This window comes from Polaribacter sp. BAL334 (assembly GCF_015767435.1).
In the GTDB taxonomy this organism is placed as follows: Bacteria; Bacteroidota; Bacteroidia; order Flavobacteriales; family Flavobacteriaceae; genus Polaribacter.
This window is the reverse complement of record NZ_JADWOV010000207.1, coordinates 46,185-61,584: the sequence shown is the minus strand read 5'-3', so window position 1 is coordinate 61,584 and position 15,400 is coordinate 46,185. Positions and strand designations below refer to the sequence as shown.

The following is a 15,400-nucleotide window of genomic DNA, read 5'->3' as shown; positions in this document are numbered from 1 at the left end:
ATGGCAACAATCTGGTTTTCGGTAAATTGGGTTGTCTTCATAAGTTTTCGGCTTTAAATTTAATAATTTTTACTGAACGCGCTCCTGCGTCGCTTGTCGAATTCTATTTTTAAATGGCCGAATTTTGGGGAAGCTTACAAATACAAAATTATTTCTCCAACGTCATCAAAACCATTCGCAACTCAGCATAGGTAAAACTTTCATTCACTTTTTCTTTGAGTTCTGTGAGCGATTTGAATTCGGTTTCTTCAATCGCTTTGAGGATTTCTTTGTACTTTTTTATAGAAATCAATTCCAAAATATCTACTTCTCCTGAAGGTATGTAACTCGCCAAATGACTTTCGATGGTGCTTGTGGTAAAACTGCGTTCTTTGGCAATTTCTTGCACAGACATTCCTGCTCTAAACATTTCAAAACTGATTTGTTTGGTGCTTTTTTTGGGTTCTTTTTTTGTTTCTTTTTTTGGAAATCTTTCTAAATCATTTGCATTATTTATAGCATTTTCTGAACAATATGCTTCAATTAATTCCAAAATTTCTTGACCGTATTTTTCAACACGCGTTTTTCCCATTCCATGAATATTCAACAATTCTTTTTCGGTTCTTGGCAATAGATCGCACATCAGATATAATGTTTCCTGTGTGAAAATTTGAAAATGTGGAATGTTGGCATCTTTTGCAATTACATCTCTCAATTCTCGCAATTGAACTGCTAAAATTGGGTCGCGTTTTGAAGTTATAGTTTTCTTTTTCTCAGGCTCTTTTGATTGTAAAACTGCATTTGCTCTTTCTTGCAAATAGGTTTTTACAGCAAAACCATGCGTCATTTTTTCGAGTACAAAAATCTTTTCCGCTACTTTTTCTTGCAGTGTTTCAAAGGGTTTTAAAAAATCGGTTTTCACAGTTTTATTATCCGTAGAAAACGAAATTTGGTTCAATGGTTTTTGAATATTTTCTTTGGTTTCCATTAAAAAATAAGAAACAGCTTTTCGAAATCTTTCTTGAATTTGAGAGCTATTTTCTGGCAAAACATCATTTTGAGAAATGGCTTCCAATTGATTTTTAAACGCTGTAGAAACTTTCAATAAAGGCACAATTCCTTTGTCTCTTAGGGTTTGCAAATGTTCTATTACCTCTCCTTTGATGCTATTGCTATTTTTATAAAAAACATCTAAAATTCGTGTGGAAGGATATAAAAATGATTGATAATCAAACAATTCCGAAAGTAAATTGAGTTGAAATTGTTTTTCAGATTCATTCAAAACCTGTTCATCAGGACAATTTTCTGCCACAGTTTCATTGAAAATATTTACAGTGCTATCATTGATAATAGAACTAGATGAAATGGGTGTTTTCAACACCAAACCTTCCAAAGACGTGCATCTGCTCAAAGCAACATAGGTTTGACCGTGGGCAAAAGACGCTTCAGCATCAATCACTGCTTTTTCAAACGTCAAACCCTGACTTTTATGAATGGTAATTGCCCACGCCAAACGCAAAGGAATTTGTGAAAAAGCGCCTGAAATTTCTTCTTTAATAGCTTTGGTTTCCTCGTTTATACTGTAATTTATGTTTTCCCAAGTTTCGTTTTCAGTCACAATTTCAGCAGATTCATTGGGACATTTTACAGTCACAGAGGTTTTAGAAATGGCAGTAATCACGCCAATTTTTCCATTAAAATATCTTTTTTCTATGGAAGAATCATTTTTGATAAACATCACTTGCGCACCCACTTTCAATTCCAATTTTTCGTCATTTGGATAGGAATGTTCACTGAATTTTCCTGAAATTGTAGCTTCAAAAAAATGGCTTTTTGTGGTCAATTTATTCAATTCAGAATTGTTGATGAGATTTGCTCTGTTATTGTGTGTTGTGAGCGTGATGTACCCTTCTTCTTTGGTTGGCGAAAATGATGAATTGTATCGTTGATTTAAAATTTTAGCAGATGCATCAGACAAATGATCATTTCGGATTTCGTTTAAAATTTTGATGAAATCATCATTTTTTTGACGGTAAATATGTTTCAATTCAATCGTCACAACATTCGCTTCTTTGAAGGCATTTGAGCTGAAAAAATACATGTTTTTATAATGCTTTTGAAGCAAACTCCATTCGTCATTTTTGACAACAGGTGCCAATTGTTGCAAATCGCCAATCATCAAAACTTGAGCGCCACCAAACACTTTTTCTCGGTTTTTATACCTTCTCATAACTTGGTCAATGCCATCTAATAAATCTGCACGAACCATAGAAATTTCATCTATAATCACCAAATCTAACGATTTGATGATGTCAATTTTTGTTTTTGAAAATCGGCGTTGTTCGTTGTTATTTTTCAATTGTCCAGGCAAAATCGGTCCAAAAGGCATTTGAAAAAAAGAGTGAATTGTAACGCCTTTTGCATTGATGGCTGCTACTCCAGTTGGGGCAACAACTACCAATCTTTTCAAAGATTCTGATTTTACTTGATGTAAAAAAGTAGTTTTTCCTGTGCCTGCTTTTCCTGTGATAAAAAGATTTCTATCTGTTTTATTGATAAATTCGATGGCAAGTTCGAGTTCGGGATTTGTTTTCATTTTCGCTTTTCGATGCAAGATACTCAATCAAATAACATAAAATAAAAAAATCCCAAGTAAAAAACTTGGGATTTTAGTAATTTCACTCTCGAAAAACTATATTTCTAAAGCCTTTTCAGGATTGTTATTCATCAAAATTTCAATTGGATTTTCTAGTGCTTCTTTAACAGCAACTAAGAATCCTACAGATTCACGACCATCAATAATTCTGTGGTCATAAGAAAGTGCCACATACATGATTGGTCTGATAACCACTTGTCCATTTTCGGCAACAGGTCTGTTTACAATATTGTGCATTCCTAAAATTCCACTTTGAGGTGGATTGATAATTGGTGTTGATAACATCGAACCAAAAACACCTCCATTTGTGATGGTAAATGTTCCTCCAGTCATTTCATCTACAGTGATTTGACCATCTCTTGCACGTAAAGCCAAACGTTTCACTTCGCTTTCAACACCTCTAAAAGTAAGGTTTTCAGCATTTCTTATAACTGGCACCATCAACCCTTTTGGGCCAGAAACTGCAATAGAAATGTCATGAAAATCATTGATTACTTGAAAATCTCCGTCAATCATCGAATTCACTTCTGGATACATTTTCAAAGCTCTCACAACTGCCAATGTAAAAAAGGACATAAAGCCTAAACCAACATTGTGTTTTGCGGCAAAAGTATCTTTATATTGTTTGCGCAAATCAAAAATAGGTTGCATGTTTACCTCATTAAAAGTAGTCAACATGGCTGTTTCACTTTTTACAGCAACCAAACGTTCTGCTACTTTTCTGCGCAACATTGACATTTTTTTGCGCTCTGTATTTCTAGAACCAGTTGCAGGTTGAGAACCAAAAGAAGGCACTGCATTCACTGCATCCTCTTTGGTAATTCTGCCATCTTTTCCCGTTCCAGAAACTGCTGATGGTTCAATTCCTTTTTCAGCCAATACTTTTTTTGCTGCAGGTGAAGCAGTTCCTGTTGCGTAAGTGGTGGTTGGTTGATTTGATGTTGGTTGTTCTATTTTTTGAGTTGGCTCTTCTTTCTTTTCAGCAGGTTTAGATTGCTCATTTCCAGAAGGTTTTGCTGCGCTTGTATCAATCAAACAAACTACAGAACCTACAGCAACTGCATCACCTTCTGAAGCTTTTAAAGTGATAATACCACTTTCTTCAGCTGGTAATTCAAGAGTTGCTTTGTCTGAATCTACCTCTGCAATGGGTTGATCTTTTTCAACATAATCTCCGTCTTCAACTAACCAAGTTGCAATTTCTACCTCTGTAATTGATTCTCCTGGAGAAGGAACTTTCATTTCTAAAATCATCAGTTCTTAATTTTATTTGGCTGAAATTGTATCAGCTATTTGTTAATTTTTATTTTAGTTAGCTATTTGTTTATGATTTATCATCACTAAAAACACTATCTATCACAGCTTTGTGTCTTTTTTTGAATCGTGTACTTGAACCTGCTGCAGGCACTGCATAATAGTTCAAAGAACGAACATTTAAATTCACCAATTCAAATCGTTGCAACATAAAACTCCAAGCACCCATGTTTCTTGGCTCTTCTTGTGCCCAAATATATTCTTCAATAGCTGGATATCTGTCAATTACTTTTTGAATTTTCTCTTTATGAAGTGGGAATAATTGTTCAATTCTTACCAATGCAATGTCTTCTCTACCTAAGTTTTCTCTTTCTTCTAATAAATCATAGTAGAATTTACCAGAACAAAATACCAATTTTTTCACATTTTCTGGTGCCAAAACATCATCAATAACTTCTTGAAATTCTCCTGATGCCAAATCTTGAATAGAACTTACTACTTTTGGATGACGTAATAAACTTTTTGGTGTGAAAACAATCAATGGCTTGCGATAATTTCGTTTCATTTGACGACGTAGCAAATGATAAAAATTACTTGGAGTTGTACAATTGGCAACAGTCATATTGTCTTCTGCACACAACTGCAAATAACGTTCAATCCTTGCTGATGAATGCTCAGAACCTTGACCTTCATAACCATGAGGTAATAAAACCACGATTCCATTTTGCACTTTCCATTTGTCTTCTGCAGCAGAAATATATTGGTCAAACATGATTTGAGCTCCGTTTGAAAAATCTCCAAACTGAGCTTCCCAAATAGTCAATGTATTTGGATGTGCCATGGCATATCCATAATCAAAACCTAAAACTCCGTATTCTGACAATAACGAATTATAAATCGTCATTTGTCCTTTATTTTCAGGATTTGTATTCAACAAATTGATTCTTTCTTCTGTGATTTCATCACGTAAAATAGCGTGTCTGTGTGAAAAAGTTCCTCTTTCTACGTCTTGTCCAGAAATTCTTACATTATATCCTTCTTCCATCAAACTTCCATACGCTAAGTTTTCTGCCATTCCCCAATCCAATTGGTTGGTTTCAAAAACCATGCTTGCTCTTCCTTCTAAAATACGTTCTGCTTTTTTTACAAATTTTACGCCTTCAGGAACTGTAGAAACTATTTTTGCAATATTTTTTAATTTACCTTCTGGATAGCTTGTGTTTTCGGGAGTCAACATTGCCGCTAAATCTTGACGCTCAAAACCTTCCCAAGTGGATTGCATAAATTCAATTACTTTCGAATTTTTATCTTCTTTAGAAAAATCAAATTCACGATCCAACATTTCTTTGAATTCCTCTGTAATTGATTCCAAATATTCCTTATCAATAACTCCTTCTGATATTAATTTTTGCGCATAAATTTCTTTTGGATTTTTATGTTTCGCAATGGCTTTGTATAATTTTGGTTGTGTAAAACGAGGTTCATCACCTTCATTATGACCATATTTTCGATAGCCTAACAAATCAATAAACACATCCGCTTTGAAACGCATTCTGAATTCTAAAGCCATTTCCATAGCGTGACAAACTGCTTCAATATCATCAGCATTTATGTGTAAAACTGGTGAAAGTGTCACTTTTCCTACATCTGTACAATAAGTACTTGAGCGAGCGTCTAAGTAATTTGTAGTAAAACCTATTTGATTATTTACCACAACATGAACAGTTCCTCCAGTTTTATAGCCATTTAATTTTGCCATTTGAACAATTTCATAGGCTATTCCTTGACCCGCAATTGCAGCATCCCCATGAATGATAATTGGTAATATTTTGCTTGAATCACCATTGTATTTTTTATCAATTTTAGCACGCGTAATTCCTTCAGCTACAGCAGCAACTGTTTCTAAGTGAGAAGGATTTGGTACTAAATTCATGGTAATTTCACTTCCATTTCTGAACGTTTTGCTTAGTGTAATTCCCAAGTGGTATTTTACATCGCCATCAATATCTTCTTCTTCAAAATCTTTTCCTTCAAATTCACTGAATAAATCTCTTACTGGCTTTTTGAAAATATTTACCAACGTATTTAAACGACCTCTGTGAGCCATTCCTAAAACACATTCTTTTACTCCAAATTTCTCAGCAGCATCTCTCAACAAAACACTAATTCCCGGAATTAATGCTTCTCCTCCTTCTAATGAAAAACGTTTTTGACCAACATATTTTGTTTGTAAAAAATTTTCAAAAGTAACTGCTTGATTTAATTTTGATAATATATATTTCTTAGCATCGAGAGAATACCTTGGATGATTGTCATTTTGATTCAATCGAGATTGCCACCAATTTATTTTTTCAGGATTTCTCATATACATATATTCAACCCCAATAGAATCGCAATAAATACTTTGTAAATGTTGAATAATTGTTGCTAAAGTGGTTTTTCCTAATCCTATAACTTGACCTGCAGAAAATTCTTTTTGAAGGTCTTCAGTTGACAAACCAAAAGTTTCGATGGCTAAAGAAGGATGATATTGTCTTCGCTCTCTTACAGGATTTGTTTTGGTAAAAAGATGTCCTCTTGTTCTATAACCATTAATCAAATCGACCACTAAAAACTCTTTTTTTACTTCTTGAGAGATTTCTTGAGAAGATTCCTGCCTTTTTTCAGAAGGTTCATACTCTTTGAAAGAATAGTGCTCATTTGCCAAATCATACCCTTGAAAAAAGCTTCTCCAGCTTGGCTCAATAGCATCTGGATTCAATAAATATTGGTCGTATAAATCGGCGATAAAGCCTATGTGTGCTGCGTTTAAAAACGAGAATTTATCCATAAACTGGTGTATGCTTTTTAGATAGCTAAATAATGGGCACAAAAATACGATTTTTAAGATTAAAGCATATTTTTTTTTGAAAGATTAATGCTTAAACTTTTATTAAAAAAACAAAAAATATTTTTGCCTATATTTCAAAAAGGTATATATTTGCACTCGCTTATCACAAAATAGTGAAGCAAACTCCTCCTTAGCTCAGTTGGTTAGAGCATCTGACTGTTAATCAGAGGGTCCTTGGTTCGAGCCCAAGAGGGGGAGCAAAAATAAGTAGCCACTTATTTGCTTTATTTTAAAGTCTGCGAAAGTAGCTCAGGGGTAGAGCATCACCTTGCCAAGGTGAGGGTCGCGGGTTCAAATCCCGTCTTTCGCTCTGTTCTAAAAAAAATACCAATGCTGAAGTGGTGGAATTGGTAGACACGCTGGACTTAAAATCCAGTGAGCAGTAATGTTCGTGCGGGTTCAAGTCCCGCCTTCAGTACAAAAACCTTAACATTACTGTTAAGGTTTTTTTGTTTTAGTGATTCTTTTTAAAAAAATTCTTCTGATTTTTTCAAAAAATCAAATCTCAAAAAAAGTATACTTTTTTAATGTCAGTTAAAAAGATTTAAAATTCATATTCTATTTTTGTGCCCCAAAAAATAATAGTTAATTAAATAAGGCAAAAATGAAACTAAAATTAAAACACATCTTAATTTTATTCCTAACAAATATTTCGTATGCTCAATTAAAAGTAATTGAGAATGTAGCTAATTTTAACACAAACGATTGTGGTACAGTACATACGAATTCTAAATCATATTATTACACATTTCATATCCTGGAAAAAAAATCAAAAGATACTATTGAAAATGGGGTACTAACCATTTTTAATGAAGATTTGACCGAACATAAAAATATAAAATTTGATATAGAAAGTCATATCCATTTTCTAGAGGTAAAAAACAATAATACTTCACTAATTGTTGCCTTTGCCGATGAAAAAAAATACACCATTGACTTTAAGATTTTTTCGTTGGATGGCGAATTATTAAAAAGTAAAGAAATAACATACAATAAATTATTATTTAGTCCTAGCAGCTATAAAAGCTTTATGGAACCTAGTGGTGATTTTCAATTAATCTACCCCGTAGAAAACAAAGGGTATATGATTACTGAAATCATTAAAAAGAAAAGAAGAGGCTATAATCTTTATTATTTAGACATTGATGGCAAAGACTGGAGTTATGAATCTCCATCAGACCACAATAACAGAAAAACGATTGCACCTATGTATTCAAATGAAGAAGTTGTGATATTGATGGAGAAAGAATGGGGTTCTAATTTTGACCAACAACCTACATTTAAAGCAATAATAGTTGATACTAAAAATGGCAAAGAATTGTTTTCTGTTAGTCATGACTATGAAACTAAACAGAATTTTTATACCAAAGCAATAGTTTCAAAAAAGGGCGATATTCTCTTATTTGGGGAACTGTATGATGATGATAATAATTATCCTGATGACAATTACAATATTGGATATTTTATAGAGCAATATTCAAAAAGTGGCCAATTGATTAAAGAAACAAGTGTGCGTTATGAAAATAATGCATTTAAAAAATCATTGGGGATTGATGATGATGCAAAGCAAAAAGATTTTGGAATCATCCATTTTTATGATTTTTTAGAAACTAACAATACATTGTATGCCATAGGGCAAATGGCAAAAAGAGAGAAAAAAGGGGCATCTGTTTTTAAAATTCTTACATCATCAGTTATTGGAGGTGCTATTGGCGGATTGATTTCGAACAATTGGAAAACAACCTATACTTTGAGTGATATGGTTATTGTTGAATTTGATGAGAATTTAAATTTTGTGAATTCGCAAAAACTGCAAAAAAACGAGACCTATACAGGTTTAAATACCATGAGTGTTAGACCACAATTTAACTTATTAGAAATGCAAGCACAGGGCAAACTAGATTTTATATACAAGCAACTAAATCAAAACAGAGAAATGGATTTCTTTTTAATTTCAGACAAAAAAATCGAAAATGAAAGTTTAGATTTTAAAATCAAAAAAGCGTCACTTATAAACAATTCTTTTCAGGTGGAAACTTTTTCAAACCTTGATTTATTAGGTATGGATAATTTTAAAATTCTTCCCAAAAGTAGAACAAGCTCATTATTAATAACTCAAAATATTGGCGCTAAGACAATCATATTTAAAGTTTTGGAAAATAAATAAAATTGATAATTCTAACCTGTTGGGTGTAATTGAATTTTAAAATGAAAACAATTATGGTGATGAATTCCTTACAATTTGTGAATTCGTGGAAAAAATATATAAGTTTAATTTTAAATTATAAAATTTAAAAACTTTGAAGGATTTTATATAAAAAAAGACCTCAAAAGTATATCAAACTTTTGAGGTCTTTTTTATTCAAGGAATTTCTTACAAACTAAACATATTGTTGTACCAAACCAATCAACGTATTGGCATCTTGAAATCCTGTTTGGCGCCATTTCATTTCGCCATTTTTATAAATCATAAACGTAGGATTTCCTTTCACACGAAGTGCATCAGCTAAAACTTCATTTTTATTAATGTCAATTTTAATCACTTTTGCTTTATCTCCCAAAGCTGCAGCAACATCTCTTAAAGTATCAATACTTGTTTCTGCTTCATCCCATTCTGAATAAAAATCAATTAGAACAGGTTTATCAATACTAATTAACTCTCCAAATTTTGTCATAACTAACTGTTTTTAAGGGTAAAACCTAATCTCTTTTTGTCAATTAACCCACAAATATAATAAATCTTCTGAAATATACTGAAAATCAGGCTTTTTTCAACTCAATTGTTGTTATTTCTGGCCAAATTCCTACTCTTCCAGGAAATGCATGATATCCAAAGCCTCTATTTACATTGATATACCTGCCAAATTCCTCATACAACCCCGCCCATTGTTTATACACATATTGTGATGGACTCCATTTAAACCAACCTGGAATTTCAATCCCCATTTGCAATCCATGTGTGTGACCACTCAATGTTAAATGATAATGAAAATCATCATTTTTCACCTTATATTCCCAATGACTTGGATCATGACTCATCAAAATTTTGAAATCTTCTTTGGAGATTCCTGAGGATGCTTTTTCCAAATCTCCTTTTTGATTGAATCCTTTTCCCCAATTTTCTACACCCAAAAGCGCAATTTTTTGACCATTTTTTTCTAAATATCTGTGTTCGTCTAACAACAAATCAAATCCGATTTTTTTGTGAATATCTTTCACTGCCTGAAAATTATCGATTTTTTCTTTTGGTGTTTTCCAATCCATATAATCGCCATAATCATGATTTCCAAGGATTGAATATTTGCCTTCTTTCGCTTCTAATTTGGCAAACATATCCATCCAATTGTCCATTTCGTCAGCTTTGTTATTCACAATATCGCCTGTAAACAAAATCACATCCGATTTTTGTTCATTGATCAAATCAACTCCATATTGAATTTTTTCCGCATTCGTAAAACTTCCTGAATGAATGTCTGAAATTTGAGTGATGGTAAATCCGTCAAAAGCATCAGGCAAATCTTTAAAAGAAAGATGGTATTTCAACACTTTATAATTGTATTTTCCTTGAATAATTCCATAAATAAAAGAAGCAAATGGAATGGCTGCAATGCCTAATGCCAATTGAGAAATGAATTTTCTTCTGCCAGCCAAAGGTTGTGTTTCTGAAGGGGAAATCATAGAAATTACTTTTACAATTCCTCTAAAAATATCTTCGCCAAAAAGCATGATGACAATCACCAATTTCGGAATTAAAAAGGTCAATAACAGACCTGCAGCTAACTGAAATTGGGGCGTTTGACCATCACTTCTTGAATAGGTTAAAATGGTAAATAAAAAATAAACGTACACAGCAATATTTACAAACATGGAAAAAAATCGTGCGTATTTACTTTTAAATGCTGTTTTAAAAGCTTGAAAAGCGTAAAAATCAATGATAATTAGTAAGAAGATTAGCACAATCAGAAAAATCCAACGACCCATAAAGTTTCTTTTTAAAAAAATTTCATCAAAGATACTAGTTAAATGACGAATCAATTTTAACATCCTGTTAAAGTTTTGTAGCTTTAGCATCGATAAAAAACATTCAATGTCAGTACAAAAAAGACTTTTTTTAGTAGATGCTTATGCTTTAATTTTCAGAGGCTATTATGCATTTATAAAAAACCCAAGAATCAATTCAAAAGGCCTAGATACTTCAGCAATTATGGGGTTTATGAACTCTTTATTAGATGTTATCAAACGTGAAAAACCCGATCATTTAGCAGTTTGTTTTGATAAAGGTGGCAGTGTTGAAAGAGTAGAATTATACCAAGCTTATAAAGCAAATAGAGAGGCAACTCCTGAAGCTATCAAAATTGCAGTGCCTTATATTGAAGAAATTTTGCGTGCCATGCACATTCCCATTATGGTAAAAGAAGGTTTTGAAGCAGATGATGTGATTGGAACCTTGTCAAAACAAGCCGAAAAAGAAGGTTACAAAACCTATATGGTAACACCTGATAAAGATTTTGCACAACTTGTTTCTGAAAATATTTTTATGTACAAACCACGTTTTGGTGGTGGTTATGATATTTGGGGAGTTGAAGAAGTAAAACAGAATTTTGAAGTTGAAAATCCGTTGCAAGTCATCGATTTTTTAGGAATGATGGGAGATGCCTCTGACAATATTCCTGGGTTGCCTGGAGTTGGTGAAAAAACGGCAAAGAAATTTATTGCTGATTTTGGTTCGATGGAAAATTTGCTAGCAAATACGCATCAACTAAAAGGTAAAATGAAAGAGAAAATTGAAGAGGCAAAGGAATTGGGAATGCTTTCCAAAAAATTAGCCACCATTATGTTGGATGTTCCTGTACAATTTAATGCCAATGATTTTACGCTTGATCAACCAGATTTAGAAAAAGTTACTGAGATTTTCAATGACTTAGAATTCCGAAATTTATTGGTCAATTTTACGAATACTTTTGCGCAAAATAGTCTTCAAAATAACCTTGAAGATATTGCTGAAAAACCAACAATTACCGAAAAAAAATCACCTGTAAATACTTCAAATCAGTTTGATTTATTTGCAAGTCCAGGAAGTGGAAACGTTTCCGAAATTGACATGGCTAGTGGTTTTAAAACGATTGAAAACACCTCCCATTTTTATCAACATATCAATTCTCCTTTCTCAAGAAAAATATTGATTGACAAATTATTACAACAAAAATCGGTTTGTTTTGACACCGAAACTACAGGTTTACGAGCTTTAGAAGTAGAATTGATTGGCATATCATTTTCTTACGAAACTGGCAAAGGGTATTATGTTTCATTTCCTGAAAATCAAGAAGAAACCAAAACTATTTTAGAGGAATTTCGTCCTTTTTTTGAATCAGAAAACATTGAAAAAATTGGTCATAACTTAAAATACGACCTCAAAGTGTTGTCAAATTACGACATGCAAGTAAAAGGAACTTTGTTTGACACCATGATTGCGCATTATCTCATCAATCCTGATATGCGTCACAATATGGATGTTTTGGCAGAAACTTATTTGAATTATCAACCAGTTTCTATCACAGAATTGATTGGAAAAAAAGGAAAAAACCAACTTTCTATGAGAGCTATTTCCATCAAAGAGCAAACAGAATATGCTGTGGAAGATGCTGATGTGACACTTCAATTGAAAAATCATTTTACGAAAGAATTAGAAACTGGCAATGTGACCAAACTTTTTAATGACGTTGAATTGCCTTTGGTTTCCGTGTTAACGTCCATGGAAATTGAGGGAATTAACATCAATACTGATTTTTTAAAGGAACTTTCAATCGCCTTAACAGCTGATATTGACAGATTGGAAAAAGCGATTTATTCGCAAGCTGGAGAGGAATTCAACATTGCTTCTCCCAAACAATTGGGCGTTGTTTTGTTTGAAAATCTGAAGTTGATTGACAAACCTAAAAAAACGAAAACAGGGCAATATGCCACTGGCGAAGACGTGCTTTCTTACCTCGCCAAAGACCATCAGATTATCAGAGATATTCTAGAATATCGTCAATATAATAAATTGAAAAGCACGTATGTTGATGCGCTTCCGAATGAAATCAATCCAAAAACGGGAAGAATTCACACAGAATATGCGCAAGCAGTTGCAGCCACTGGAAGGTTGAGTTCGAACAATCCGAACTTGCAAAACATTCCTATTAGAACAGAACGAGGACGAGAAGTTCGCAAAGCTTTTATCCCAAGAAATGAAGATTATGTGTTGTTAGCAGCCGATTATAGCCAAATAGAATTGCGAATTATTGCGGCTTTAAGCGAAGAAGAAACCATGATGAACGCTTTTAAAAATGGCGAAGATATTCACTCTTCAACAGCTGCAAAAGTGTTTAATGTGGATATAAATGAGGTAACTCGTGAACAAAGAAGCAATGCAAAAACAGTGAATTTTGGAATTATTTACGGAGTTTCTGCCTTTGGTTTGAGCAACCAAACCAACTTATCAAGAAGTGAAGCCAAAGAATTAATTGACACATATTATGAAACCTATCCAAAATTGAAAGCATACATGTCTTCTCAGGTTGATTTTGCGCGCGAAAATGGCTATGTGGAAACAGTTTTAAACAGAAGACGTTATTTGAAAGATATCAATTCTAGAAATGCTGTAGTGAGAGGTGCAGCTGAAAGAAATGCTGTAAATGCGCCAATTCAAGGCTCAGCAGCAGACATTATAAAACTGGCAATGATCAATATTCATAAACGATTTGAGCAAGAAAACTTCCAATCAAAAATGATTTTACAAGTGCATGATGAGTTGGTTTTTGATGCCCACAAAGACGAAATAGACATTATAAAACCTATCATCAAACACGAAATGGAACATGCTTTTTCATTAAAAGTTCCTTTGGATGTTGAAATTGGTTTGGGAAATAATTGGTTGGAAGCGCATTAAAACCTCAAAATTTGACTCACTTTCTACATTTTAAAACTGATATTTCTACCATTCAACTTCCTGAGAAATTTACGTTTCCATTTTATTACGAGCCTCATTTGCTTGCGAAAATTGCATCCAAAGAATTGCAAGAGTATTTAGAAAATCAAACAGATTTTCAGCATGATTTTGGATTTCAAAACCAAGATAATGCTGGAGCAATTGGAAAAATGTTTGGAGTTTTGGTGGTAAAAAACAACAAAAATGAACTTGGTTATTTGGCTGCTTTTTCAGGAAAATTGGCAGATAATAGTTTGCCAACACAATTTGTTCCGCCCGTTTTTAACATGCGAACTGAAGGAAGTTTTTATATCAAAGGAGAAGCTGAAATTGATGCTATAAATCGTCAAATCAGTGTTTTAAAAAATGATGAAATGTATATTTCTTTGAAAAAATCATTCAAAAAATTGATCAAAATTATTGAGGAGGATTTGGCTGAACAAAGAAAAAAAATGAAGATTTCGAAAACGGAAAGAAAACTTCGGAAGAAAATTTCGGAAACTTCTTTATCAGTTGAAGACATTCAAAACTTCTCAAAAAAATTGGAACAAGAAAGTTATAACGACCAATTTTTTTATAAAGAATTGCAAGAATATTATGACCTGAAAACACATAAAATTCAATCTGAATTGAATGTTTTTGAACATAAAATAATTGCGCTTAAAAAAGAACGAAAAGAAAAATCAATCATTTTACAGCAACAATTATTTAGCAATTATACTTTTTTAAATCAACAAAAAGAACCCAAAAGTTTGTTGGAAATTTTTAATTTTCCAACTGTAAAACCTCCTGCAGGTTCAGGAGAATGTGCTGCACCAAAATTGTTGCAATATGCCTTTGCCAATAATTTGCAACCCATTTGTTTGGCAGAATTTTGGTGGGGAATTTCACCAAATTCTGAAATCAGAAAGCATAAAAACTTTTATCCTGCTTGCCAAAGTCGATGCAAACCCATTTTATCTCACATGCTTCAAAAGGTAAAAATGGATGAAAATTTGTTGGTTGAAAATCTGTCAGAAAAAAAGCAAATCACAATTATTTATGAAGATGACGTTTTGGTGGTTGTTAATAAACCAGCTGAATTTTTATCTGTTCCTGGAAAAGAAATTTCAGATTCCGTTTACACACGAATGAAAGAAAAATATCCTGAGGCAACTGGACCATTGATTGTGCACAGATTAGACATGTCAACTTCAGGAATTTTAGTACTTACAAAAACGAAAAAAGCCAACAAGATTTTACAAAGTCAGTTTATCAAAAGAACCGTAAAAAAACGGTATGTGGCTTTATTAGAAGGAAACTTAACGGAAACAAAAGGAACTATAAAACTTCCAATTCGTTTGGATTTAGATGACAGGCCTAAACAATTGGTTGATTTTGAAAATGGAAAAAAAGCGGAAACTTACTGGGAAATTATTCGCGTAGAAAAGGACAAAACACGTGTTTATTTTTATCCAATTACTGGAAGAACGCATCAATTGCGTGTTCATGCAGCTCATAAAAATGGATTGAATGCACCTATTGTTGGTGACGATTTGTATGGAAAAAAAGCCACAAGATTGTGTCTTCATGCTGAATTTATTGAGTTTGTTCATCCTTCAACGAATGAAAAAATGAGTTTTACGATTGCACCAGATTTTTAGATTTTATATGT

Annotated in this window: 8 protein-coding genes and 3 tRNA genes; 6 read left to right on the top strand and 5 right to left on the bottom strand. The window is 32.9% G+C overall.

What is annotated here, in order from left to right; genetic code table 11:
- Nucleotides 1–148: 148 nt before the first annotated feature.
- From IU405_RS01615 to IU405_RS01605, 3 genes are all read right to left on the bottom strand, one after another.
- On the bottom strand, nucleotides 149–2,575 hold the full coding sequence (locus IU405_RS01615) for a helix-turn-helix domain-containing protein (protein WP_197436880.1): 2,427 nt from the start codon (nucleotides 2,573–2,575) through the stop codon (nucleotides 149–151).
- Nucleotides 2,576–2,671: 96 nt separating this feature from the next.
- Complete coding sequence (odhB, locus tag IU405_RS01610; protein WP_197436879.1) at nucleotides 2,672–3,889, bottom strand: 2-oxoglutarate dehydrogenase complex dihydrolipoyllysine-residue succinyltransferase; 1,218 nt, start codon at nucleotides 3,887–3,889, stop codon at nucleotides 2,672–2,674.
- A 70-nt stretch (nucleotides 3,890–3,959) separates the two neighbouring features.
- Nucleotides 3,960–6,719: a 2-oxoglutarate dehydrogenase E1 component gene (locus IU405_RS01605; RefSeq protein WP_197436878.1), complete on the bottom strand. Its 2,760-nt coding sequence runs from the start codon at nucleotides 6,717–6,719 to the stop codon at nucleotides 3,960–3,962.
- Between the two features lie 184 nt (nucleotides 6,720–6,903).
- On the opposite strand from IU405_RS01605, the gene IU405_RS01600 reads away from it, so the two are divergent.
- The 4 genes from IU405_RS01600 to IU405_RS01585 all read left to right on the top strand — a co-directional run bounded on the left by IU405_RS01600 (nucleotide 6,904) and on the right by IU405_RS01585 (nucleotide 8,946).
- Nucleotides 6,904–6,977, top strand: a tRNA-Asn gene (locus IU405_RS01600).
- A 40-nt stretch (nucleotides 6,978–7,017) separates the two neighbouring features.
- Nucleotides 7,018–7,089, top strand: a tRNA-Gly gene (locus IU405_RS01595).
- A 22-nt stretch (nucleotides 7,090–7,111) separates the two neighbouring features.
- Nucleotides 7,112–7,197 (top strand) — tRNA-Leu (locus IU405_RS01590).
- Between the two features lie 186 nt (nucleotides 7,198–7,383).
- Complete coding sequence (locus IU405_RS01585) at nucleotides 7,384–8,946, top strand: DUF6770 family protein (RefSeq protein ID WP_197436877.1); 1,563 nt, start codon at nucleotides 7,384–7,386, stop codon at nucleotides 8,944–8,946.
- A 214-nt stretch (nucleotides 8,947–9,160) separates the two neighbouring features.
- Here the strand turns inward: IU405_RS01585 and IU405_RS01580 are convergent, their stop codons facing one another.
- Together IU405_RS01580 and IU405_RS01575 are read right to left on the bottom strand one after the other, a co-directional pair.
- Complete coding sequence (locus IU405_RS01580) at nucleotides 9,161–9,454, bottom strand: thioredoxin family protein (RefSeq protein ID WP_197436876.1); 294 nt, start codon at nucleotides 9,452–9,454, stop codon at nucleotides 9,161–9,163.
- 85 nt (nucleotides 9,455–9,539) lie between these two features.
- Nucleotides 9,540–10,760, bottom strand: coding sequence for a metallophosphoesterase (locus IU405_RS01575; RefSeq protein WP_197436881.1), 1,221 nt, complete (start codon nucleotides 10,758–10,760; stop codon nucleotides 9,540–9,542).
- Nucleotides 10,761–10,866: 106 nt separating this feature from the next.
- Between IU405_RS01575 and polA the strand changes: the two genes are divergently transcribed.
- Together polA and IU405_RS01565 are read left to right on the top strand one after the other, a co-directional pair.
- Entirely contained in the window at nucleotides 10,867–13,707 is a 2,841-nt protein-coding gene (gene polA, locus IU405_RS01570) for a DNA polymerase I (protein ID WP_197436875.1), read from the top strand.
- Between the two features lie 11 nt (nucleotides 13,708–13,718).
- Nucleotides 13,719–15,389 (top strand): RluA family pseudouridine synthase, encoded by a 1,671-nt coding sequence (locus IU405_RS01565; protein WP_197436874.1) that lies wholly within the window; start codon nucleotides 13,719–13,721, stop codon nucleotides 15,387–15,389.
- Nucleotides 15,390–15,400: the final 11 nt, after the last annotated feature.

Bases quoted from the DNA above. Each gene is read 5' to 3' on its own strand.
- IU405_RS01605 (WP_197436878.1), bottom strand. From the start codon at position 6,719: ATGGATAAATTCTCGTTTTTAAACGCAGCACACATAGGCTTTATCGCC.
- IU405_RS01575 (WP_197436881.1), bottom strand. From the start codon at position 10,760: ATGGGTCGTTGGATTTTTCTGATTGTGCTAATCTTCTTACTAATTATC.
- IU405_RS01580 (WP_197436876.1), bottom strand. From the start codon at position 9,454: ATGACAAAATTTGGAGAGTTAATTAGTATTGATAAACCTGTTCTAATT.
- IU405_RS01615 (WP_197436880.1), bottom strand. From the start codon at position 2,575: ATGAAAACAAATCCCGAACTCGAACTTGCCATCGAATTTATCAATAAA.
- IU405_RS01585 (WP_197436877.1), top strand. From the start codon at position 7,384: ATGAAACTAAAATTAAAACACATCTTAATTTTATTCCTAACAAATATT.
- polA (WP_197436875.1), top strand. From the start codon at position 10,867: ATGTCAGTACAAAAAAGACTTTTTTTAGTAGATGCTTATGCTTTAATT.
- odhB (WP_197436879.1), bottom strand. From the start codon at position 3,889: ATGATTTTAGAAATGAAAGTTCCTTCTCCAGGAGAATCAATTACAGAG.